Source organism: Streptomyces sp. Ru62, assembly GCF_002920615.1.
Classification (GTDB): Bacteria; Actinomycetota; Actinomycetes; order Streptomycetales; family Streptomycetaceae; genus Streptomyces.
Genome location: NZ_PQSU01000014.1, coordinates 71,943 through 94,904, shown reverse-complemented (window position 1 = coordinate 94,904; position 22,962 = coordinate 71,943). Strand labels below are relative to the sequence as shown.

At 73.4% G+C, this 22,962-nt stretch carries 21 protein-coding genes; 13 read left to right on the top strand and 8 right to left on the bottom strand.

Annotated elements, in window-relative coordinates; translation table 11 throughout:
- Window positions 1–204 precede the first annotated feature (204 nt).
- The 4 genes from C3492_RS20345 to C3492_RS20330 all read left to right on the top strand — a co-directional run bounded on the left by C3492_RS20345 (window position 205) and on the right by C3492_RS20330 (window position 3,261).
- Entirely contained in the window at window positions 205–534 is a 330-nt protein-coding gene (locus tag C3492_RS20345; RefSeq protein ID WP_103813169.1) for a hypothetical protein, read from the top strand.
- 162 nt (window positions 535–696) lie between these two features.
- Entirely contained in the window at window positions 697–1,473 is a 777-nt protein-coding gene (locus C3492_RS20340) for a polysaccharide lyase family 7 protein (RefSeq protein WP_103813296.1), read from the top strand.
- Window positions 1,474–1,567: 94 nt separating this feature from the next.
- The gene (locus tag C3492_RS20335) at window positions 1,568–2,050 is read left to right on the top strand and encodes a hypothetical protein (protein ID WP_103813168.1); all 483 of its coding nucleotides are present in this window, start codon (window positions 1,568–1,570) and stop codon (window positions 2,048–2,050) included.
- Between the two features lie 227 nt (window positions 2,051–2,277).
- Window positions 2,278–3,261, top strand: coding sequence for an SMP-30/gluconolactonase/LRE family protein (locus C3492_RS20330; RefSeq protein WP_103813167.1), 984 nt, complete (start codon window positions 2,278–2,280; stop codon window positions 3,259–3,261).
- Window positions 3,262–3,464: 203 nt separating this feature from the next.
- On the opposite strand, the gene C3492_RS20325 is transcribed toward C3492_RS20330, so the two are convergent.
- From C3492_RS20325 to C3492_RS20305, 5 genes are all read right to left on the bottom strand, one after another.
- Window positions 3,465–6,839 carry a pyruvate carboxylase gene (locus tag C3492_RS20325; RefSeq protein WP_103813166.1) on the bottom strand — a complete coding sequence of 1,125 codons (3,375 nt, stop codon included), beginning with the start codon at window positions 6,837–6,839 and terminating at the stop codon, window positions 3,465–3,467.
- A 161-nt stretch (window positions 6,840–7,000) separates the two neighbouring features.
- Window positions 7,001–7,813 (bottom strand): hypothetical protein, encoded by an 813-nt coding sequence (locus C3492_RS20320; protein WP_103813165.1) that lies wholly within the window; start codon window positions 7,811–7,813, stop codon window positions 7,001–7,003.
- A 4-nt stretch (window positions 7,814–7,817) separates the two neighbouring features.
- Window positions 7,818–8,873, bottom strand: a complete 1,056-nt coding sequence (locus C3492_RS45125; protein WP_258055792.1) for an LLM class flavin-dependent oxidoreductase — start codon at window positions 8,871–8,873, stop codon at window positions 7,818–7,820.
- Window positions 8,825–9,208, bottom strand: a complete 384-nt coding sequence (locus tag C3492_RS45120) for an LLM class flavin-dependent oxidoreductase (RefSeq protein WP_219822082.1) — start codon at window positions 9,206–9,208, stop codon at window positions 8,825–8,827. The genes C3492_RS45125 and C3492_RS45120 overlap by 49 nt, the downstream gene beginning before the upstream one ends.
- A complete protein-coding gene (locus C3492_RS20305) occupies window positions 9,174–10,013 on the bottom strand; it encodes a hypothetical protein (RefSeq protein WP_103813163.1) in 840 nt (279 codons plus the stop codon). The genes C3492_RS45120 and C3492_RS20305 overlap by 35 nt, the downstream gene beginning before the upstream one ends.
- A gap of 467 nt (window positions 10,014–10,480) precedes the next feature.
- Here C3492_RS20305 and C3492_RS20300 point away from each other — a divergent pair, with 467 nt between their 5' ends.
- The 8 genes from C3492_RS20300 to C3492_RS20265 all read left to right on the top strand — a co-directional run bounded on the left by C3492_RS20300 (window position 10,481) and on the right by C3492_RS20265 (window position 19,485).
- Window positions 10,481–12,388, top strand: a complete 1,908-nt coding sequence (locus C3492_RS20300; RefSeq protein ID WP_103813162.1) for an ATP-binding protein — start codon at window positions 10,481–10,483, stop codon at window positions 12,386–12,388.
- Window positions 12,385–12,792 carry a roadblock/LC7 domain-containing protein gene (locus C3492_RS20295; RefSeq protein ID WP_014676781.1) on the top strand — a complete coding sequence of 136 codons (408 nt, stop codon included), beginning with the start codon at window positions 12,385–12,387 and terminating at the stop codon, window positions 12,790–12,792. The genes C3492_RS20300 and C3492_RS20295 overlap by 4 nt, the downstream gene beginning before the upstream one ends.
- Window positions 12,793–12,833: 41 nt before the next feature.
- Window positions 12,834–13,181: a DUF742 domain-containing protein gene (locus tag C3492_RS20290; RefSeq protein WP_103813295.1), complete on the top strand. Its 348-nt coding sequence runs from the start codon at window positions 12,834–12,836 to the stop codon at window positions 13,179–13,181.
- Window positions 13,162–13,800: an ATP/GTP-binding protein gene (locus tag C3492_RS20285; protein ID WP_258055776.1), complete on the top strand. Its 639-nt coding sequence runs from the start codon at window positions 13,162–13,164 to the stop codon at window positions 13,798–13,800. Before C3492_RS20290 ends, C3492_RS20285 begins: the two co-directional genes overlap by 20 nt.
- Complete coding sequence (locus tag C3492_RS20280; RefSeq protein WP_103813160.1) at window positions 13,797–15,008, top strand: cytochrome P450; 1,212 nt, start codon at window positions 13,797–13,799, stop codon at window positions 15,006–15,008. Before C3492_RS20285 ends, C3492_RS20280 begins: the two co-directional genes overlap by 4 nt.
- 103 nt (window positions 15,009–15,111) lie before the next feature.
- Window positions 15,112–16,338 (top strand): cytochrome P450, encoded by a 1,227-nt coding sequence (locus C3492_RS20275; protein WP_103813159.1) that lies wholly within the window; start codon window positions 15,112–15,114, stop codon window positions 16,336–16,338.
- A gap of 197 nt (window positions 16,339–16,535) precedes the next feature.
- Window positions 16,536–17,525 carry an aldo/keto reductase gene (locus C3492_RS20270; RefSeq protein ID WP_103813158.1) on the top strand — a complete coding sequence of 330 codons (990 nt, stop codon included), beginning with the start codon at window positions 16,536–16,538 and terminating at the stop codon, window positions 17,523–17,525.
- Window positions 17,526–18,150: 625 nt separating this feature from the next.
- A complete protein-coding gene (locus C3492_RS20265; RefSeq protein WP_103813157.1) occupies window positions 18,151–19,485 on the top strand; it encodes an MFS transporter in 1,335 nt (444 codons plus the stop codon).
- A 366-nt stretch (window positions 19,486–19,851) separates the two neighbouring features.
- Here C3492_RS20265 and C3492_RS20260 read toward each other — a convergent pair whose 3' ends face one another.
- From C3492_RS20260 to C3492_RS20250, 3 genes are read right to left on the bottom strand one after another with little or no spacing between them, the layout of a single operon-like run.
- Window positions 19,852–20,583: a metallophosphoesterase gene (locus tag C3492_RS20260; protein ID WP_103813156.1), complete on the bottom strand. Its 732-nt coding sequence runs from the start codon at window positions 20,581–20,583 to the stop codon at window positions 19,852–19,854.
- Window positions 20,580–20,858, bottom strand: a complete 279-nt coding sequence (locus C3492_RS20255) for a BON domain-containing protein (protein WP_103813155.1) — start codon at window positions 20,856–20,858, stop codon at window positions 20,580–20,582. Before C3492_RS20255 ends, C3492_RS20260 begins: the two co-directional genes overlap by 4 nt.
- On the bottom strand, window positions 20,855–21,541 hold the full coding sequence (locus C3492_RS20250; protein ID WP_103813154.1) for a hypothetical protein: 687 nt from the start codon (window positions 21,539–21,541) through the stop codon (window positions 20,855–20,857). The genes C3492_RS20255 and C3492_RS20250 overlap by 4 nt, the downstream gene beginning before the upstream one ends.
- Window positions 21,542–21,807: 266 nt before the next feature.
- Here C3492_RS20250 and C3492_RS20245 point away from each other — a divergent pair, with 266 nt between their 5' ends.
- The gene (locus C3492_RS20245) at window positions 21,808–22,950 is read left to right on the top strand and encodes a PP2C family protein-serine/threonine phosphatase (protein WP_103813153.1); all 1,143 of its coding nucleotides are present in this window, start codon (window positions 21,808–21,810) and stop codon (window positions 22,948–22,950) included.
- Window positions 22,951–22,962: the final 12 nt, after the last annotated feature.

The window sequence follows — 22,962 nt, the reverse complement described above, 5'->3', positions numbered from 1 at the left end:
CATCGCGAGCCCGTCCTCGTGACGGACGGTCAGCTGGCGGCCGGGAGCTGCCTGACGGTCCGTGGCGCGCAGGGGACCACCCGCCGTCCTCGTTCGGGTGAGCGGTGCGTGAGGGCGGTCGGCCGGGTGGAACGCTCCCGCGTGGGGCCGGGACCGGGGCAGCACCCGCCCGCTCACCCGGCCGAGCACCGGAAGGGACACCTCATGCGCGCTCGCACCACGCGCCGCCGGACCGTGACGGTCCTCTGCGTCGGCCTGTTGGCAGCGGGCGGCGGGACGCTCCCGGCCCCGGCCGCCGTCGCCGCGCCCGCGCCGCCCTACTACTACGACTGCGCCGGCACCTCCGAGGACCAGCACTCCGGCACGCTCGTGGGCGAGGGGTGCGCCAAGGTCTTTGAGATCACCGAAGGCGACGGCGTCTACATCGAGGACCGGGCGGGCCGGAACGACTGGCACTGCGACCGGGTCGACGACGTCGGCACCAGCGCGGTGAGAGGCCAGGGATGCCGAGCGGCACCGAAGGGCTCCTGGTGAGGGACCGACGATGACGTGCGAGTCGGCCGCCCACTCTTGACGTGTCTGGTTCAGACCTTTACCTTCTCGGGTCATCGGAGGACAAGAATGAGTCCAGCGTTCACGTACATGAACTTGGACTCGCGCTCGATCCTCATCCGGTCCGACGAAGGGACCCCCCACATGACCCGATCCCGGATACCCGCGGCGACGACCACCGCCGTCCTCGCCATCGCGCTCACCGCCCTCGGCACCGGCAGCGCCGACGCGGCCGACCCGCGTGTCGCACCCGGCGGCAACTTCGACCTGTCCGTGTGGCAGCTCCAGGAGCCCGTCGGCTCCCCCGGCAAGCCCACCACCATCCCGTCGTCCCGGCTCCAGGGCGCGAACGGCTACCAGGACGCGTACTTCTACACCGACACCCGCGACGGCGCCATGACGTTCTGGGCGCCCGAGAAGGGCGTCACCACACCGAACTCCAAGTACGCCCGCTCCGAGCTGCGCGAGATGAACCGCGACGGCTCCGCCGCCGACTGGGCGCTCAGCGGCAGCCACCGGATGAGCGCGACCCTGCGCGTGGTGTCCGTGACCAAGAACGTCTGCGTCGGCCAGATCCACCTCGGCTCCGGCGGTTCCTCGACCAAGCCGCTGGTGGAGCTGTACTACCGCGCGGGCGGGGACATCGTCCTCGGCACCGAGGACTCGCCGGCCGGCGGCCAGACCCAGCACCCCGTCGGGCACGTGTCCATCGGCAAGACCTGGAGCTACACCATCGCCGTCTCCGGCGGGAACACCATCGACCTGACCGTGAACGGCACGACCACGCATTACGCCATCCCGTCCTCCTTCAAGCCGTACAAGCAGTACTTCAAGGCCGGCTCCTACAACCAGTCCTCCTCGGACAGCACCACCAACGGTGCCCGCGTGGCCTTCTACGGGCTGACCGTCTCGCACGGCTGACACGCGGCCCGACCTGCGCGACTGGTGCGAACGGCGGGACGGTCGTAGCGTCGGGTGCACGCGGTCGGACACAGCACGACGGGTGGGAGCGACCATGCGCGGATCAGTGACGGGAACGGCGGTCGCCCTCGCGGCGGGAGCCCTGCTGACAGCGGCCATGACCACGGCGACGGCCAGTCCGCCGGGCACCGCAGCGACGCAGCCCCGCGCCGGTACGTCGCCGTCCCACACCGGTACGTCGCAGCCGGTCCTGGTCGACTGCCTGTGGAACCGCACCGTCCGCCCCGGTGACTTCATCCTGGCCTGCGGCGACGGAAACAGCCGCCTCACCGGACTCCACTGGACCAAGTGGAGTCCGGAGGGAGCGGTCGCCGAAGGCATGAACATGGTCAACGACTGCAAGCCGTACTGCGCGGCCGGCTCCTTCCACGCGTACCCGGTGACCGTCCGGCTCGACGACACCGAACCCTGGAAGAAGCACCCCGACGTGCAGCGTTACAGCCGGATCAGCCTCACCTACCAGGAGGGCCGTCCGGAGGGCTTCAAGCAGGTCATGACGTATCCGCTCTGGGACTGACAGGGCCCGCGCGGACCGCGGCCGGGCGGTCCGTCACCCGGTGTGCCTCGTAGCGAGCGTGCGGGTGTGCCTCGTACGGCACGTCCCGGTGTGCCTCGTACGGCGCGTGCCGGTGGTCCGCGCGGGCGATCCCGCGGCCCCGGCTCCCGCCACCGGTGCCCCGTCCCCCGCCATGTTGGTGTGACCCCGCACGCCGGCGCCCCCCGCGCCGACCGAGAAGAGGTCACATGCCCCGCCTCCCCCGCCGCCCGCGTCTGACCGGAGCCGCCGCGGCCGCGCTCGCGCTCGGCCTCATCGCCGCGCCAGCCGCAGCCCATGAGCCGCTCGTCACCGACACCCGCGTCCTCGCGCACCTCGACCTGGCCGCCGGGCAGACGCCCGAGAACATCGCGCTCGGCCCCGACGGCTCCGCCGACCTGGCCTTCGCCTTCGCCCGGCAGATCGCCCACGTCACCGACGACGGCCGCGTCCAAACCCGCGCCACCCTGCCCGCCGTCGCGCACTCCCGTACGCCCCTGCTGCACAGTCCCGTGGTCACCGGCATCGCCCGCGCCCACGACGGCACGCTGTACGTCAACTACGCCACCGGCACCAGCGCGACCGGCGTCTGGCGCCTCTCCCCCGGCGACGCGCCAGAGCAGATCGCCGCGCTGCCGGCCGACGGGCTGCCCAACGGGCTGGCCCTCGACGAGCAGCGGGGCGTGCTCTACGTCGCCGACTCGGCACGTGGCACCGTCTGGCGCGTCCCGCAGGCGGGCGGCTCGGCCACGGCGTGGGCGAAGGGCGCGGCGCTCGCTCCGCTCCCGGCGGCGCCGGCGCGCGGCTTCGGCGCCAACGGCGTCAAGGTGCGCCGGGACGCCGTGTGGGTGTCCAACACCGACCGGGGCACGCTGCTGCGCATCCCGGTGCTCCCGGACGGCGCCGCCGGACCCGTCGAGACCCGGGCCGACGGACTCGCGGGCATCGACGACTTCGCGTTTCCCGGCCACGGAAGGAGCGTGCTGGCCGCGCTGAACACCGGCAACAGGGTCGTCCTGGTCAGCGCGGACGGCACCGTGACGACCGTGCTCACCGCACGGGACGGTCTGTCCAACCCGTCCTCCGTGGCCGTCCGCGGCCGAACCGTGTACGTCCCGAGCGCCGCGTCCACCACCCGGCACGACCCGAACCTCCTCCTCGCCCGCCTGCGCCACCTCATCGGCCGGGGGTAGCGGAGGCTGGGGCAGCGCCGGGTCCGACTCACAGTGGACCAGTGCCGGGTCCGACTCGACGCCCTGCACCCCGCCCGCGCCCGGACAGCGGCGCCCGCGGGCGGCCAGGCGTGGGAAGCCGTCTGCCGACGGTCGCGCCCGTGCGGCACCCCCCCAAGTGCCCGCCGCCCCGGAGCCCGGCCGGGGCGGCGGGGTCGGTGGTGTCAGGTCAGTTCCGCCAGGAGGTCGCCGCCTTCCACCTGTTGGATGCGGTTGATGGCGAGGCGGGAGACGCGGCCCGCCTTGGGGGCCGTGATCGTGGCTTCCATCTTCATGGCCTCGATGGTGGCGATCGTGGCACCCGCCGCCACCTCGTCGCCCTCGGCGACGGCCAGGGTCACCACACCGGCGAAGGGTGCCGCGACATGGCCCGGGTTGGAGCGGTCCGCCTTCTCCGTGACCGGGATGTCGGAGGCCGCCGCACGGTCACGGACCTGGATGGGCCGCAGCTGGCCGTTGAGCGTGGACATCACGGTCCGCATGCCCCGCTCGTCGGCCTCGCCGATCGCCTGGAGCTCGATCAGCAGCCGGACGCCGGGCTCCAGGTCGACGGCGTACTCCTTGGCCGGGCGCAGGCCGTAGAAGAACGCCTTGCTGTCGAGGACGCTGGTGTCGCCGAAGGACTGGCGGTGCGTCTCGAACTCGCGGGTCGGCCCGGGGAACAGCAGCCGGTTGAGGGTGGCCCGCCGGTCCTTCGCCAGCCCCTCACGGTCCTCGGCGGACAGCTCGGGCACGGGCTTGGCTGCCGCCCGCCCCTGGAGCGCCTTGGTGCGGAACGGCTCGGGCCAGCCGCCGGGCGGGGTGCCCAGCTCGCCGCGCAGGAAGCCGATCACCGAGTCGGGGATGTCGAACTTGTCGGGGGTCGCCTCGAACGCGTCCGGGGAGACCCCGGCGCCCACCAGGTGCAGGGCCAGGTCCCCGACGACCTTGGAGGACGGGGTGACCTTCACCAGCCGGCCGAGGATGCGGTCGGCGGCGGCGTACATCGCCTCGATGTCCTCGAAGCGGTCGCCGAGGCCGAGGGCGACGGCCTGGGTGCGCAGGTTGGACAGCTGGCCGCCGGGGATCTCGTGGTGGTAGACGCGCCCGGTCGGGGAGGCGAGGCCGGCTTCGAAGGGGGCGTAGATCTTCCGGACGCCCTCCCAGTACGGCTCCAGGTCGCCGACCGCCTGGAGGTCCAGGCCGGTGGGCCGGTCGGAGTGGTCGGTGGCGGCGACGATCGCCGACAGCGACGGCTGGGAGGTCGTACCGGCCATGGAGGCCACCGCGCCGTCGACGGCGTCGGCGCCGGCCTGGATCGCGGCGAGGTAGGTGGCGAGCTGACCGCCGGCGGTGTCGTGCGTGTGCAGGTGCACGGGCAGGTCGAACTCGCGGCGCAGCGCCGAGACGAGCTTGGCGGCGGCCGGGGCGCGCAGCAGGCCGGCCATGTCCTTGATGGCGAGGACGTGGGCGCCGGCCTCGACGATCTGCTCGGCGAGGCGCAGGTAGTAGTCGAGGGTGTAGAGGCGCTCCGACGGGTCGCTCAGGTCCGCGGTGTAGCAGAGGGCGACCTCGGCGATCGCGGTGCCCGTCTCGCGTACGGCGTCGATGGCGGGCCGCATCTGGCCGACGTCGTTGAGGGCGTCGAAGATGCGGAAGATGTCGATGCCGGTGGCGGCGGCCTCCTGCACGAAGGCGTCGGTCACCTCGGTCGGGTACGGCGTGTAGCCGACGGTGTTGCGCCCGCGCAGCAGCATCTGGAGGCAGATGTTGGGGACGGCCTCGCGCAGGGCGGCCAGCCGCTCCCAGGGGTCCTCGGCGAGGAAGCGCAGCGCCACGTCGTAGGTGGCGCCGCCCCAGCACTCCAGGGACAGCAGCTGCGGCAGGGTACGGGCGACGACCGGGGCGACGGCGAGGAGGTCCTTGGTGCGCACCCGGGTCGCGAGCAGGGACTGGTGGGCGTCGCGGAAGGTGGTGTCGGTGACGCCGATGGTCGGCGACTGGCGCAGGTGCCGGGCGAAGCCCTCGGGGCCGAGGTCCACGAGGAGCTGGCGGGAGCCGGCGGGCGGCTCGCCGGCGGGCAGCGGCGGCAGCTTGGTCAGCGGGTCGAGCAGGTCGGGCCGCCGTCCGTGCGGCTGGTTCACCGTCACGTCGGCGAGGTAGGTGAGCAGCTTGGTGCCGCGGTCGGCGGAGGAGCGGGCGGTGAGCAGGTGCGGGCGCTGCTCGATGAAGGAGGTGGTGACCCGGCCGGCCTGGAAGTCGGGGTCGTCGAGGACCGCCTGGAGGAACGGGATGTTGGTGGCCACGCCACGGATGCGGAACTCGGCGACCGCGCGCCGGGCCCGGCCGATGGCCGCCTGGAAGTCGCGGCCCCGGCAGGTGAGCTTGACCAGCATCGAGTCGAAGTGCGCGCTGATCTCCGTACCGGCGTGGGTGGTGCCGCCGTCGAGGCGGATGCCGGAGCCGCCCGGGGAGCGGTAGGCGCTGATCCGGCCGGTGTCCGGGCGGAAGCCGTTGGCGGGGTCCTCGGTGGTGATGCGGCACTGGAGGGCGGCGCCGCGCAGGGTGACCGTGTCCTGGGAGAGGCCGAGGCCGGCGAGGGTCTCGCCGGAGGCGATCCGCATCTGGGCCTGGACCAGGTCGACGTCGGTGACCTCCTCGGTGACGGTGTGCTCGACCTGGATGCGCGGGTTCATCTCGATGAACACGTGGTTGCCGTCGCGGTCGAGGAGGAACTCGACCGTGCCGGCGTTGCGGTAACCGATCTCGCGGGCGAAGCGGACGGCGTCGGCGCAGATCCGGTCGCGCAGCTCCGGGTCCAGGTTGGGCGCGGGGGCCAGCTCGATGACCTTCTGGTGGCGGCGCTGCACCGAGCAGTCCCGCTCGAAGAGGTGGATGACGTTGCCCTCGCCGTCGGCGAGGATCTGCACCTCGATGTGGCGGGGCTCCACGACGGCCTTCTCCAGGAAGACAGTCGGGTCGCCGAACGCGGAGGCGGCCTCGCGGGAGGCGGCCTCGATGGACTCGCGGAGCTGGGCCGGGTCCTCCACGCGGCGCATGCCGCGCCCGCCGCCGCCGGCGACCGCCTTCACGAAGACCGGGAAGCCGATCTCCTCGGCGGCACGCGCCAGTTCGTCCACGTCGGTGGAGGGCTGGGAGGAGCCGAGAACGGGGACGCCCGCGGCGCGGGCGGCGGCTACCGCGCGGGCCTTGTTGCCGGTCAGCTCCAGGGTGGCCGCGCTGGGGCCGACGAAGGTGATGCCGGCTTCCTCGCAGGCGCGGGCCAGTTCGGGGTTCTCGGACAGGAAGCCGTACCCCGGGTAGACGGCGTCGGCGCCCGCCCGGCGGGCGGCGCCCACGATCTCCTCGACGGAGAGGTAGGCCCGCACCGGGTGCCCCGGCTCCCCGATCTCGTACGCCTCGTCGGCCTTCAGCCGGTGCAGCGAGTTGCGGTCCTCGTGCGGGAACACGGCGACGGTGCGCGCGCCGAGTTCGTAGCCCGCCCGGAACGCGCGGATCGCGATCTCTCCACGGTTGGCGACCAGCACCTTGCGGAACATCATGGATTCCCTTCAGCTGCCTGCCGGCGACGAACACCCTGGTGTCAGCCACGCCTGCCGTACTCGCGGCCACCCTAGGGGGTGCCCGCACGGGTCGATGTGCGAAAACCATCACACTGACGGGGTGGGCGGCGCCACACGGGCGCGCCGGGCCGGGCGGGTCAGAAGCGGCAGCGCAGTCCCCCGGGGAAGGCCGGCGCGGGCGCGGCGAGGGCGGAGCGGATGGATCGCTCCAGTACGGAACGGGCCCGGTCGTCGCCGCTGTGGAGGCGCAGGGGTGCGGTGAGGCCCTCCTCGGTGTTGCTGATGAAGCGGGGCGGTCCGGTGTGTTTGCAGCCGCGGGTGTGAAAGAGGAAGGGGTGGGCCAGGACGACGTCCCCGGCGCTGCCGGTGAGTTCGGTGATGTTGCCGAGGGCTTCGGCCAGGACGAGGTCGAACAGCTCGCGGTGGCCGAGCCCTCCGGGGTGGGGGGCGAGGACGTGGGCGGTACGGCGGTGGCTGCCTTCGGCGGCCAGGGTGCCGCCGCCGGTGGGCGCGATGTCGGAGAACAGGCCGATCAGGAGGAGCCCCTGGTGGGGTGCGTCGAGGGTGTGCCGGAACCAGTTGCCGTCGACGTGCCAGCCCTCCACGGGCACGGCCCCCGCCGGCCGGTCCGCTCCGTGGGCGAAGTTCACCGGCCAGAATCCCCAGTCCCGCTCGCCGCGCCAGCGGCCCGGTCCGACCAGTTCCTCGACGGCCCGCGCGAGCACGTCGGGGAAGCAGGCGCGGACCTCGGACAGGTCGAGCCGTTCCTCGATGTCGTACACGGCGGGCCAGGTGCGTGGGTCGGCGCGGTCGATGCCGGCCTTGTCCCGCATGCGCCGCCAGACGGCGTCCCGGACCGGGGCGGCGCGGCGCTCGTCGAACGCGCCGCGCAGCACGCAGTCGCCGCGCTCGGTGAAGTCGTCGAGGTCGGCGGGGGTGAGTACGGTCATGGCTTCACCAGTAGAGCTGCCAGTGGTCGGCGCACCAGACGCCGTGGCCCTGGAGGGTGAGGCGTTCGTCGCCGGCGCGCACGCCGGCGCTGGGTGCGACCTGGTGCAGGACGTGCCCGGAGTGCACGTAGAGCCGGCCGGGTGTGCAGGGGACGTACCGCCGGGCGTGGAAGCGTTGCAGGTCGGCGGCGCTCACCACCCAGCCGCGTGCCAGTGAGCGGCGGAAGTCCTGGTACGTCGCCTCCCACAGGTTCAGTCCGCCGCCGGCCGCGGGCACCCTCAGGGGCAGGGCGAACGAGAGCAGGCGGTCGGTGTCGGTGCCCGGGGGCCAGTCGAAGGCCTGGTGCTGGATGTCGAAGTGCACGGGTGCCCGGGGCCGGGTGAAGATGGCGGCCTCCAGCCAGATGTGGAAGCCGGGCAGCGCCAGGTGGTCCGGGTAGCGCACGGACGCGGCCAGGTGCGCGGTGAGGGCCTCGGCGATCAGGTCGTACAGGTCGTCCAGGTCATGGAACGGGTTCCTCCTCGGTCGGGTCCGGCTCGCTCCGGTAGCGCCGGAGGGCCTCGGTGAGGGCGCGCTGCGCCGCCGCGTGGTGGGGGTTGAGGTTGCAGACGAGGTGGTCGACGCCGAATCGCGGTAGCCGGCGAGGCCCGCGGCCAGGTCGGCGGGGGTGCCGCCGAGGACGGGCCGCCGCGGGTCCGGCGGTTCCGCGCGGGCGGTGGGTACGACGTTCACCCCGGCGGTGATCCGCAGGGTGGCCGGGTCGCGGCCGACGGCGGCGCAGGCCTCGCGCACGGTGTGCAGAGCGGGTGCGAAGCCGGCCGGGTCCCCGAACCAGCAGCCGTTCCACAGATCGGCGTGGCGGGCGGTCGCCCGGAGCATGCGGGGGCCGGTGCCGCCGATCAGCAGGGGCGGGCCGCCCGGCCGCACCCCGCGCGGACGGAGTTCGCCGCCGTGGGCCCACGAGTAACGGCCGTCGAATTCCGCCTTTCCGGTGCGCAGCAGTGACGCGATCATGTGCACGGCTTCCTCGAAGCGGGCCACGCGGTGATCGAAATCGATGCCGAACGCCTCGAATTCCGGCCGGTGCCAGCCGGCGCCCAGTCCGAGAATGAGCCGGCGGGCGCGGGCGTGCTGATCGAGTCGAGCGTCACCGCCATTTTCGCAAGGACGGCGGTATTCCGGAAAGCGGTGCACAGGACGAGCGTTCCGAGTTGAATACGGGAGGTGGCCTCGGCGAGCGCGCTGAGGGTGGTCCAGCATTCCCAGATGCCCTCGGCCGGCTCGCCGTCCTCACGGAAGAGCAGGTGGTCGAAGCAGGTATTTCCCGGAAAAGGTTTCTGCTGATTCCACCGAGCCGGACTAGCGTTCGAGGAAATGTGACGGGACCTTTGCATGGGTATTTCCGGGGCGCTCGGCCGGCAGGGTGGGACCGGGGGCGGGCGGGGCGGTGCGGGAGTGCCGTCGACGCGTGGGCCAGAGGGACCGCAGGACGGAGCGGAACCGCTCCCCCCGGCCGTGCAGCAGACCGAGGACGATGGCCGCGGCCACCGCGATCAGGTGCTCGCGGCCGGCCAGGTTGGGGACGGCGATGGACTCCCAGACCATCGAGCCGCCGGTCAGCGTGAACACCACGGGCGCGCGCCGGACCACCGAGAGATAGGTGAACAGGCCGACCACGGCCGCGGAGGGCCCGGTGTCCAGGACCCGCCCGGCCTCGGGCGGCAGCCCGAACCCCCACCAGCCGGGCCCCAGCGCGATCATCAGGCGGGCGGTGAGGGTGCCGGCCAGGGTGGTGGCGTAGGCGATCACCAGGGTCCGGGCCCGGCCCAGGGCCAGTTCGGCGAGGGCGAAGGCGAGGAACAGCTGGGTGATGCCCGCCCAGACCGGCAGGTCGAGCGCGGGGACGTACAGCGACACGGGGGTGCGGAGCAGGGACAGCCACAGCGGCAGCTCGGCCCGGACCCCGCCGAGCCGCTCCACCCACAGCGCTCCCGTGGGGTGCTGGGCGATGTCGTGGAAGAAGATGACGCCGAACGCGGCGACGAAGGCCAGCAGCAGCCCGGACAGTCCGCGCCGCACGAGCCGCCGCACCGGGTCGACGACGATGGCGTGCCACTCGCCCGACAGTGTCCGTCCGGTGAACCGGGCGAGCCGCGCGAGCGGCGGGCGGACTCGCGGGGTGCGCCCTTCAGCGGTCATGAGGCACGGCAGCCCGTCGCCGTCGGGTCCCCCGTCATGCGCATCGCCCCCTTCGCCTCGCTCCCGGCGGTCCGACCGTGCGAGGCGTTTCGTCCGTCATCCGTCCACTTCAGGCGCCATCGTACGGATGTACGGAACGCTCCGGTCCGACCCGCCCTCCGTGCAGTCCAGCGAGCCCGGAGGCGGGCGTCAAGATCCGCCGCGGGGGCACGCCGGTGTGGGAAGACCCACAGGCGTACGGCGCGGAAAACAGGGGGCCGGGAGGCAACCGGCACACCCGCGGAAACGTCCTCGGACACAGGCATGTCCGGGGCCGCGGTCCGGAACGAACACGGAACCTTTCTGTTTCGATCACGAACTCTCGTATAGTGACCGTCAGTTCACCACCGGTGTCACGTCGCACCGCCCGATGTTCCTGCCAGTCCCGCCCAGCCTGCCGTCTCCGCCGCAAGGATCAGACCGGACCGATGACCGCGCCCACGCATCCCGGCGACCGACCTTCCCTCCGTACGTTCGTCTCCGCCCTCGTCGTGACCGGTGCGCTGTCGGCGCTCGTGGTCTGCGCGGCCGTGGCGGCGGCGCCGGACTCGGTGCGCACCCCGCTCGCCGCGGGCGCGGGCGCGGCCGCGGTCGTGCTCAGCGCGGCGGTGGCCACGGCCGCGCACGCCCTGCGAATCGCGCGCGGCACCCGGCGCAGGCTGGAGAGCGTCACCGAGGACGTCGGTCGGCTGCTCCAGCAGCAGGCCCGTACGGCCGAGGAGGCGCGCCGGGAGCAGCAGCGGCTCATCGACGAACTCGCACAGCAGCGGACCGAGTTCACGGATTCGTTCGCGGCCGAACGCGCGCGTCTCGAAGAGGACGGCGCGCGGGAGCTGGAGCGGCTCGCGAAGGAGAACGCCCGTCTCTCGGGCGAGTTGGAGCGCGCCCGGCGCGAACGGGCGGCCGCGGTCGCCGCGACCTCCAACGCCGCCGCCCGGATGCAGGCCCTCGCCACCGCGACCCTCGCCGACCTGCGCGCGATGGAGGACCGGCACACCGACGAGGACGTGCTGGCCGACCTGCTCCATCTCGACCACCGCACCGCCCAGGCCGGCCGGCTCGCGGACTCCATCGCCGTGCTCACCGGGGCGCGTTCGGGCCGCCGCTGGGCGCGGCCGATCGGGATGGAGTCGATCCTGCGCGGCGCGATGGGGCGGATCGCCGGGTACCGGCGGGTGCGGGTGCACTCGGTCAGCGAGGCCGCCGTAGCCGGGCACGCCGCCGAGGGCGTGATGCACGCGCTCGCCGAACTCCTCGACAACGCCGCGAACTTCTCGCCGCCGACCGCCGAGGTCCACGTCTACGTGGAGGAGGTGCCGGCCGGGGTCATCGTGTCCGTGGAGGACAGCGGGCTGGTGATGGGTGAGGTGCAGCTGCGCCGCGCCGAGCGGGCGGTCTCCGGTGACGTCTCCGAACTGGGCGGTCTGACCGGCACCCGGCTCGGACTCGCCGTGGTCGGCCGGCTCGCCCGCAAGCACGGGCTCAAGGTGTCGTTCCGGCCGTCGGCGCGCGGCGGCACGGGCGTGCTGCTGCTCATCCCGCAGGAGATCCTGACCAGCCCCGCCTCCGCACCCGCCGATCCGGCCGCCGCGGCCCCGCGACCGGAGAGCGGCCCGTCCGCGCCGGCACCGGCCGCCGTGGACACCGCCGTCGTCCATGAGTCCGCCGGGGCGACGGAGGAGGGTCCGGCCGGTCTGCCCAGGCGTCGCCGGGGCCGCACCCTCGCCCGAGCGGAACGCGCCCGGACGGCGCCGGAAACGCCCAAGCACCTTACGCCCCGGGGAACTTCGGACCCCGGCACCGCGCCGAACACCGACATACCCCGCTCCGCGCCGACCTCTGCCGCGCACGGCACCGCGACGGACACGGCCGAGCACCGCACGCCAACGGCCGCCCCCGAGCACGACACCGCACCACACGACGCACAGCACGGCACCGCGACGGCACCCACATCTGCCGCGCACGGCACCGCGACGCACACGGCCGAGCACGACACCGCACCGGACAGCACGCGCCACCGCACGTCACCGGCCGCCGACGTACCCGGCACCGCCCCGGCCTCCGACGTGGGCAGGACCCGCGCCGCCCGCTTCAGCAGCTTCCGGCAGGCGGTACGCCCGTCCGCACCGGGCACCCGCCGTACCGACCCCACCGCAGACCGGTCCCGGAACCACACCACCGACCCCTCGCACACCACGGCGCCGGACGAGCGAGCAGCCACCCCGCCCCCGGACGACGGTGTGCCGGCCGGCGACTCCTCGCACGGCGCCGACGACCAGGGCTCCCCCGCCCCCTCTCCCCCGCACGCGTACCCGGAAGGCGACACCACTTCATGACCGGCCCGACCACCGCCGACGACAAGCTCACCTGGCTCCTGGAGGGCCTGCTGGAGAGGACCCCGGGGGCCCGGCACGCGCTCGTGCTGTCCCGGGACGGGCTGAAGCTGTGCCGTACGCCGGAGCTGAGCGTCGACCAGGCGGACCAGCTCGCCGCGATCGCCGCCGGCATCCAGTCGCTGTCGCACGGCGCGTCCGTGGAGTTCGGCGACGGCAGCGGCGGTGTGCGTTCGGCGATGACGGAGTTCTACGGCGGTGTGCTGTTCATCGTGGAGGCGGGCGCCGGCGCCCATCTGGCCGTGATCGCCACGGAGGACGCGGACGCCGGCGTCATCGGGCACAACATGAGCGAGCTGGTGGAGCAGCTCGGCGAGCACCTCACCGCTCCGCCCCGCACGTCATGAGCCGACCGGACCCGGGCCGACGGGACCTGGACCGTCCGGGCATCAACCGCCCGGGCCGGGACGACGCCCCCGACCGGCTGTACACCATCACCCAGGGACGCACCCGCACCGACCCCGACAACCCCTTCGACCTGGTCACCCTCGTGGTCGCCGAGTCGGAGCCGGCGGCCGGCATGCAGTCGGAGCACGTGGCGATCCTGGAGCTGACCCGGTTGCCCGCCTCGGTGGCGGAGATCGCCGCCGAACTGCGACTGCCCGTGGGCATCACCAAGGTGCTGCTGTGCGATCTGCTGGCGGCGGGCCGGGTCAGCGCCCGGCATCCGAGCAGACCGGCCATTACCGATCCCGACATCCTGGAGCAGGTGCTCGTTGGACTCCGCAACCTCTGACGCGCGCACTCCCGCGCGCACCCCGTTGGGTGCCACCGCCGACCAGGGCTTCAAGATCGTGGTCGTGGGCGGTTTCGGCGTCGGCAAGACCACGCTGGTCCGCTCGGTCAGCGAGATCCGCCCCCTCAACACCGAGGAGACGATGACGCAGGCCGGTGCGACGGTGGACGACATCCGCCAGGTGCGCGGCAAGTCCGGCACCACCGTCGCCTTCGACTTCGGCCGCATCAGCCTGGACGCCCGCAATGTGCTGTACCTGTTCGGCGCGCCGGGCCAGGAGCGGTTCTGGTTCCTGTGGGACCGGCTGTTCTCCGGCACGCTCGGGGCGGTCGTCCTGGTGGACACCCGGCGCATCGACGACTCCTGGTACGCCATCGACCGGCTGGAGCACCACGGCACGCCGTTCATCGTGGCCTGCAACGACTTCGGCGGCCCGGTCCGCGCCGGCGCGGACGTCCGCGAGGCCCTCGACCTGGACCCGCAGGTGCCGCTGGTCGACTGCGACGCCCGCTCCCGGGAGTCGGGCAAGCAGGTGCTGATCACTCTGGTGCAGCACGTGAAGAACCGGTACGCCGACCCGTCCGCGCGGACGGTCCTGCCCCGACAGGAGTTCGTGTGACCACGCCCGACGCCGTCCCGCTGAGCGGACCCCGGTTCCAGACCGAACCGGCCCGTCTGTACCGGGAGATGCGGCGCGACCACGGTGCCGTCGTGCCGGTGCTGCTCGACGGCGGCATCCCCGCCTGGCTGGTGCTCGGCTACCGGGAACTGCACCAGGTGACCGGTGACCCGGTGCTGTTCAGCCGGGACTCCGACCTGTGGAACCAGTGGGAGAACATCCCCGCGGACTGGCCGCTGCTGCCGATGATCGGGCACAAGCAGCCGTCGATCCTCTACACGGTCGGCGAACGGCACCGGCAGCGCGCGGCGATGGTCAGCAACGCGCTGGAGGAGGTGGACCCGTTCGAACTGCGGGCGCACGCCGAGCGGTTCGCGGACGAACTGATCGACGCGCTGTGCTCGGCGGGCGAGGCCGATCTGGTCACGCAGTACGCGATGCTGCTGCCGGTACGGGTCCTGGCCCGGCTGTACGGCTTCCCGGACGAGGACGGTCCGGGGCTGGTCACCGCCCTGAACGACATGATCGACGGGCGGGAGCGGGCACTGGCGGGACAGGCCCATCTGGCCGCGTCCATGGCGCAGTTGCTGGCCGACCGGAAGAAGGAGCCGGCGGCCGACGTGGTCTCCCGGATGCTGGCCGACGAGAGCGGGTTCAGCGACGAGGAGATCGCGCAGGACCTGATGGTGATGATGGCGGCCGGGCACCAGCCGACCGCCGACTGGATCGGCAACTCGCTGCGGCTGATGCTGACGGACGACCGGTTCGCCGCTTCCCTGTTCGGCGGGCGCAACAGCGTCGCCGAGGCGATGAACGAGGTGCTGTGGGAGGACACGCCGACGCAGAACGTGGCGGGCCGCTGGGCCGCCCGCGACACGCACCTCGGCGGCCGGCGCGTCAAGGCCGGTGATCTGCTGCTGCTCGGTCTGCAAGGGGCCAACTCCGACCCGCAGGTGAGGACCGACGCCTCCGCGCTGACCGGCGGCAACAACGCGCACTTCTCCTTCGGTCACGGCGAGCACCGCTGCCCGTTCCCCGCGCAGGAGATCGCCGAGGTGATCGCCCGGACCGGTATCGAGGTGGTCCTGGACCGGCTCCCGGACATCGATCTGGCGGTGCCCGCCGAGTCCCTCACGCGCCGGCCCTCGCCCTGGCTCAGGGGGCTGTCCGGGCTGCCCGTCCGGTTCAGCCCCGTACCCGCCCGCTGACCCGCGCCTCGGCCGACCGCTGTTCCGCCGCCCGCCCGGGGGCCGCCCCCGGAACGGCGCCGTACCCGCCGTACCCGACCCCTGCCCTGGGAGGCACGTCACGATGACGACCGGTACCGAAGCACCCCGCATCGCCCTCGATCCCTTCGTCACCGACCTGGACGCCGAGAGCGCGGCGCTGCGCGCGGCCGGCCCGCTCGCCGCCGTCGAACTGCCGGGCGGTGTCCCGGTGTGGGCCGTCACCCACCACGCCGAGGCCAAGGCGCTCCTCACCGATCCCCGGCTGGTGAAGGACATCAACGTCTGGGGCGCGTGGCGGCGCGGTGAGATACCAGCGGACTGGCCGCTGATCGGCCTGGCCAACCCGGGCCGCTCGATGCTCACGGTGGACGGCGCCGACCACCGCCGGCTGCGCACCCTGGTCGCGCAGGCGCTCACCCCGCGCCGGGTGGAGCGGATGCGGGAGCGGATCGAGAAGCTCACCCAGGACCTGCTGGACGCGCTGCCGTCGGACGGCGGGACCGTCGATCTGAAGGCGGCCTTCGCCTACCCGCTGCCGATGTACGTCATCGCCGACCTGATGGGCATCGACGAGGGCCTGCTGCCCCGGCTGAAGGTGCTGTTCGAGAAGTTCTTCTCCACGCAGACGCCGCCGGAGGAGGTCGTCGCCACCCTCACGGAGCTGGCGCAGATCATGGCGCAGACGGTGTCGGCCAAGCGGGCCGCGCCGGGCGACGACCTGACCAGCGCGCTGATCCTCGCCTCGGAGGACGGCGACCACCTCACGGACGAGGAGATCGTCTCCACCCTCCAGCTCATGGTGGCGGCGGGCCACGAGACGACGATCTCGCTGATCGTCAACGCCGTCGTCAATCTGTCGACCCACCCCGAGCAGCGCGCCCTGGTGCTGTCGGGCCGGGCCGACTGGTCCGCGGTCATCGAGGAGACGCTCCGCTACTCCACCCCCACCTCCCACGTCCTGATCCGCTTCGCGACCGAGGACGTACCGGTCGGCGACACGGTGATCCCGGCCGGCGACGCGCTGATCGTGTCGTACGGTGCGATCGGCCGCGACGAGGGTGCCCACGGCCCGACCGCCGGCGAGTTCGACATCACCCGTGACACGAGGAACCGGCACATCTCCTTCGGCCACGGCCCGCACGTGTGCCCCGGCGCCGCCCTGTCGCGTCTGGAGGCGGGCGTCGCCCTGCCCGCACTGTACGCCCGCTTCCCCGGCCTGGAGCTCGCGGTCCCCGCGACCGAGCTGCGCAACAAGCCGGTGGTCACCCAGAACGACCTGTTCGAACTGCCGGTACGGCTGAATCCGTAACACCGCGGAACACCGTCCCGCCCCCGGCACGGCTTGACTTGGAGAGCGCTCCAGCTCGTAGCGTCACACAGCGCCGGTGCGCGTGCCGGCACCCGGCTCCCCCACGGGATGCCGGGTGCCGGATTCCGTCGCTAGATGGAGGAAGGCCCTCGCGCCCGGAGAACGACCGTCGAATGCACGAAAGGCTGTGACCCCACATGCACAAGCGCAGGCTGCGGGACCTCCAGGTATCGGCCATCGGGCTCGGATGCATGGGGATGTCCGCCTTCTACGGCTCCGCCGACCAGGAGGAGGGCATCGCGACCATTCGGCGCGCCCTCGAACTCGGCATCGACTTCCTCGACACCGCGCAGGTCTACGGGCCGCTCACCAACGAGTCGCTCGTCGGTGAGGCGATCCGGGGCCACCGCGACGAGTACGTCATCGCCACGAAGTTCAACTACCGGATGGACGACGCCGTCCCCGGCGACATGAGCACGGTCGGCCGGCAGGACGGCTCGGCCGAGCATGTGCGCAGCTCGGTGCACGGCTCGCTGCAGCGGCTGGGCACCGACCACATCGACCTGTACTACCAGCACCGGGTCGACCCGAACGTGCCCATCGAGGAGACCGTCGGCGCGCTGGGCGAGCTGGTCGCCGAGGGCAAGGTGCGGTACATCGGGTTGAGCGAGGCGAGCGCCGAGACCATCCGGCGCGCGCACGCCGTCCACCCGGTCACCGCGGTGCAGAGCGAGTACTCGCTGTGGTCGCGGGACGTGGAGGCCGGGGTGCTGCCCACGTGCCGGGAGCTGGGCATCGGCTTCGTGCCGTACTCACCGCTCGGCCGGGGTTTCCTCGCGGGCCGCTTCACCTCGCCCGACGAGCTGGACGAGAACGACTTCCGGCGCACGAACCCGCGCTTCGCGGACGCCAATCTGGAGGCGAACCTGCGGCTGGCGGAGAAGGTGAAGGAGATCGCCGCCGAGAAGGACGTGACCCCGGCCCAGCTCGCCATCGCGTGGGTGCTGGCCCAGGGCGAGGACCTGGTGCCGATCCCGGGCACCAAGCGCCGTACGTACCTGGAGCAGAACGCCGCCGCGGTGGGCATCGAGCTGACCAAGGACGACCTGGCCCGCATCGACGCGGAGCTGCCTGCGGCGGCGGGTGATCGGTATGACGAGGCGGGGATGAGGGCCGTCAATCGCTAGGTGAGCCCGGGGGAACTCCGCCCGGCGACCGCGGGTCCTGGTCATGGCGCCGACGGTGCCTCCTGGGGGTCCGGGGCTCTGCGGGTCCTGGGAGCCGCAGGACCGCTCGGCTGTGACGCCGTGAGGTGCCGCACACCACCTCGCAAGCCGGCGGTCGCCGCGGTGGACACGGGCAGGAAGACGGCGCCGGAGCGGCAGCCGCAGTCGCAGGGCGACGCGTTCGGTGGCCGGTTCGCTACCGGCACGGGGTGGCCTGTCCCGTGTCGCTGCGGGGGAAGCGGCGGCCGACCGCGCCGGGTCGTGAGCGGGGGTCCGGCGCCGTCGTCCGTCCCTGCCGGTGCACGACCGTGCTCCTCCGGTGGGCCGCTCGGTCCGCCGTCCGCGCCTACCCGGAACGGACAGGCCGAAACCGGCCCTGTGAGGAACCCCACGCGCGCCCCAACCACCGTATGCCCGCTGGTGTTTGGCGGAGACCAGCGGGCACCGGCGGACGCGGTGGCGTCGACCGTGCCGTCCCGTCTGCCACCATGGTCGGCGCCCTGACCTGGCAGCCCCGGCCGTGCAGCGCTGCCGATCCGACGGGCTCGCCGGTCCTCCCACTTTCCCGGTTGCCGAGTACCCCGTCGTGTCTTCTGACCCTGTCCAGCCCCCGTCAGCACCCCTCACCGCCCCGGCCTCGCGTTCGCCGTGGCGATCCCTGCGGCACCGGGGCATGCGCTGGTGGTCGGCCGCGAACTTCGTCTCCAACGCCGGCACGTGGATGCAGCTCACCGTGCAGAACCTGCTCGTGCTGCACATCACGGGCTCGGCGGCGGCGACCGGACTGTCCATGTCCGTGCAGGCGGCGCCCGCGCTGTTCGTGAGCCTGCTCGGCGGCGCTGCCGTGGACCGCTGGCCCCGGAAGCTGACGGTCACCGTCAGTCAGGCCCTGCTCGCCGCGGTCGCCTTCACCACCGCGCTGCTCGTGGCGCTGGACCGGATCGACATGACGGCGCTGCTGGTGCTGGCCGGCGTGACCGGCGTCATCGCCACCGTCGACGGACCGGCCTGTGCCCTGCTCGGCAACGATCTGGTGCCGGTGGAGGACGTGCCGTCCGCGATCGGGGTGGGCGCGCTGGTGCACAGCGCGGGCCGGCTGGCCGGCACGGCCCTGGCCGGGGTCACCGTCGGGTTCCTCGGGACGTCCGCCGCGTACGCCGCGAACGGGCTGTCGTTCCTGTTCGTGGCCGCGGTGGTGCCGTTCCTGCGGCCGGTGCCCGGGACCGCCGGGGAGCCGGCGGCCGGGGTTCGGGCGGTTCCGGCGCGCGCGGGCATGACCGTGCGGGAGGGCCTGTCCTTCTTCGCGCGCAGGCCCCGCCTGGTCGCGCTCGCGGGCATCACCGGGCTCAGCTCCGTCTTCGGGCGCAACTACGGCCTGACCCTCGCCGTGCTCGTCACGGGACCGCTGGCCGGCGGCGCCGGGGCGTTCGGCACGGTGTCCACGGTGCTCGCCGTCGGCGGCATCCTCGGCGCCATTCTCGGCGCCCGGCTGCGCAGGCCGTCCGTGCGGACCGTGGGTCTGCTGGCGGCGGGGGGCGCGCTGCTCCAGGTGGTGGCGGGTCTGTCGCCGTCGCTGGCCGTGCTGCTGGTCCTGGTGCTGCCGATGGCGATCGTGGAGTCCGTCTCCGACACCGCCGGCACGGCCGTCCTCCAGACCGATCCGCCGCCGCATCTGCGGGGCCGGGTGCTCGGCGTGTGGAGCAGCGTCGGCACGGTGTGGAGCCTCGGCGGTCCGCCGCTGCTGGGCCTGCTCATGGAGTGGGCCGGCGCACGCGGCGCGCTGGTGGCCGGCGGCCTCCTCATCGCCGGGTCGATCGGCGCGGGCCTGCTGCTGCGCCGCCGCTGCGAACCGGTGCCGCTGACACTGCCCACGAAGGACGGCGACGTCACCGATCGCGAGGCACTGAGCACGGCGGCGTGACGCCCCCGGCGGGGCACGGGCGGGCCGGCAAGCCGTACCCGGGGGCCATCCGCACGGACCCCAGCCGCGCCGACCGCTAGCCCCACCGGGCACCGGCCGCACCGGGCATCAGCGCGACCAACCGGTGCGGCTCACACTCCCCACGAAGGACGGCCACGCCACCGTCCGTGAGGCGGTGAGCACGGCGGCGTGCCCCCCCGGGCGGAGCGCCCGCGCGGGCCGACGGCTCCGGCGGGGCCGGCCTCGTCGGATGTGAGTCGACTGGCCCCGGCCAATGCCATCCGCGTCGACCGGCTCGCCCCGCCCGGGACCACCCGCCCGGCACCGTCCGGCCCCCGTCCCGGCACCGTCCGGCGCCCCGTCCCGTCACCCGTGCCGGGAAGGCAGGTGGTACACGTGGAACGCCTGGCCGATCACCGGCTGGGCGACGTTGCGTACGCGGACGCCCCCGCTGGTGATGCCGTGCTCGGTGCCGGCGTGGGCGTGGCCGTGCACGGCGAGGTCGGCGCCGCCGGTGTCGATGGCCTCGGCGAGCAGGTAGCTGCCGAGGAAGGGGTAGATCTCCAGCGGCTCCCCGGCCAGGGTGTCCGGCACCGGTGAGAAGTGGGTCAGCGCGATCCGCACGTCGCAGTCCCACTCCTCCAGGTTCTTCAGGGCGCTGTGCAGGCCGTCCGCGCTCCGCCGGGTGTAGCGGACGAACTCCTTCATCAGCGGTTCGCCGAACTCCCCCGCGCAGCGGCCGACGAAGCCGCCGCCGAAGCCCTTGGTCCCGGCGACCCCGATCCGGGCGCCGTCGGCGGTGACGACGGCCGCCTGCCCTTCGAGGACGTGCGCGCCCGCGTCACGGAGGATCGCGGTGACCTCTTCGGGCCGCTCGTCGTGGTGGTCGTGGTTGCCCAGTACGGCGACGACGGGCACCCCGAGGTCCTTGATCTCACGGGCGACGATCGCGGCCTCCTCCGGCGTGCCGTGGCGGGTGAGGTCGCCGGCGAGCAGCAGGACGTCGGCACACGCGGGCAGTGTCTCGAAGGAGGGCCGCAGGGTGCCCTGGCTCTCGGGGCCCATGTGGATGTCGCCCACGGCCGCGACGCGGATCATGTCAGGTCCTCTCCGTGGTCGGGCGAGGAGGTCCCGGCGATGAGCAGGTCGCTGTGGACCGGGTGCCCCGCCAGTTCCTCGCGGGCCATGCGCAGGATGTCGTCCCGGCACTGGGTGGACGGCACGGTGCCGGTGAGCAGGACGGCGTCGCCGCGCAGTTCGAGCCGTACGCCGAGTTCCGCGAGGTCTCCGCAGGCCAGGTGCTCGGCGAGGTGGGCGACGCGGTAGTCGAGACTCCCTGCCGCCGACGGGGGCGGCGGGCTCGTGTCGGTCATGGCTGCCCCTCCTGGGCATCGATCACGTTCAGCCGTTCGAGAAGGAAGAGGAAGGCGGCCGGCATGGGCTGGCCGCCGCAGGTCGTGCGGACCTCGTCCCAGTCGACCTTCTCGCGGACGGCGCGGGCCACCGGCAGGACCGACCCGAAGTCGCAGTAGTGCTCGGAGAAGGCGCTGATCAGGCTGCGGATCAGGTCGGTCGGCGACAGGACCGGCATGAGCACCGAGTCGACCGGCAGGACGTGTGCCCGGTCGAGCATGTCGCGGGTGACGGGCTGGTGGGCCAGCGCGAAGATGATGTCGACGTTCTGGCCGTGGCAGGTGGTCTTCAGCAGCCAGTCCTCCGGTGGGGTCCGCACGGGCAGACCGGCCTCGCTCAGTGTGGCGGCCACCGCCTCGGCGTCGTCGGGCAGGATGGCGAAGTCCGCGTCGTGCTGGAGGTAGCGGCTGCCGCCGTGGGCGTAGACCGCCACGCTGCCGGCGAGCGCGAAGGGGTGGCCCGCGCGTTTGAGGAGCGAGCCGATCTCCTTGGCGGCCTCCAGGATCGCCTGACTGCGGTCGTGCGGCAGTTGCGCCGGTTCCGGCGCGGACGTGAACTCCAGGCCGGCCCCGTCCGAGGCGAGCCGGAGTTCGGTGACCTCCGGTCGCCGGAGGGGCGCGGTGTCCTCCCCGTTGTGCGTCATGACCTCTCCATTCGGCACCCTGCGTCCCGGGGCGGCCGGATCGGCCCCGGGGTGCGTACGGGTACCCGGCGCGCCGCCGGCGACACGGCGTCACCGGAAGGCTTCACTCCTTCGATGACGAGCGCCGGGGTGCCGCAGGCCCCGCCCGCCGGTGCCGGGGCCTGCGGTACCGGCGGGCGGGGCGGTTGCGCGGCGACGGCAGTCGCCGTGCGGCAGCGGCGCTCAGCGAGTGGCCGGTCGACCAGGCCGGGAGCACGCTGGTAGGCATGGCACCCGGGGCGCGCGTCCGCCTCCGGCAGCGGTGGCAGTCGGTCCACGCGCTGCTGGTCCTCCCGATCGTGCTCATCGTGGTGATCACGGTGGCGGACCTGCGGCTGCCCTGGGACATCCATCTCGGGCCGGCCCTGGTGATCGCGCCCGCGCTCACCCCGTCCTTCGCCGGTCCCCGGGCGACGGCGGGGATCGGGGCGCTCGCGGTGGCCGCGCAGTTCCTCATCGGCGTCCACCGCGGCGGGCTCACCACCACCAATCACGTCGTGCAGCTCGTCACCCTCGTGATCCTCGTGGTGCTCACGGTCCTCTACAGCACCCTACGCGAGCGCCGGCAGGCCCAGCTGGCCCAGGTCCGCACGGTCGCCGAGGCCGCGCAGCACGTCCTGATGTGGCCGTTGCCCGAGCAGATCGGCCCGCTGCGGATCGCCTCGCTGTACCTGGCCGCGGAGGACGAGGCCCAGATCGGCGGCGATCTCTACGCGGCGACCGTGTCCGACAGCTCGGTCCGCCTCCTCATCGGTGACGTCCGCGGCAAGGGGCTGCCCGCCATCGGTGAGGCCGCGCTGCTGCTCGGCTCGTTCCGGGAGAGCGCCCACCGGCACATCCCGCTGTCCGAGCTGGCGACCCGGCTGGACCAGAGCGTCACCCGTTACGCGGCCGATCTGGAGAGCCCCGAGGAGGAGGGCGAGCGGTTCGCCACCGCGCTGCTCGTGGACATCCCGGACCGCGACCCGGTCACCCGGATGACGAGTTGTGGTCATCCGCCGCCGCTGCTGCTGAGCCCCGGCCACGTCGTGACCGTCCCGAGCCTGCACCCGTCGCCGCCGCTCGGGGTGCACGCGGGTGCCGAGCACACCCTGGACGTGTTCTCCTTCGAGCCGGGTGACACGCTGCTGCTCTACACGGACGGGGTCATGGAAGCCCGGGACGAGCACGGCCGGTTCTATCCGCTCGCCGACCGGGTCGCGCGGTGGACCGAGGACAGCCCCGAAGCCCTGATGCACCACCTGCGGCGCGATCTGCTCGCCCACGTCGGCGGCCGGCTCGGCGACGACGCGGCGCTGATCGCGGTGCACCGCACGCCCGTCGAGCGCCGCCGCCACCACGGCCGCGGCGAGAAGGCCCGCCACGGGTGAGCCCCCGGCGCG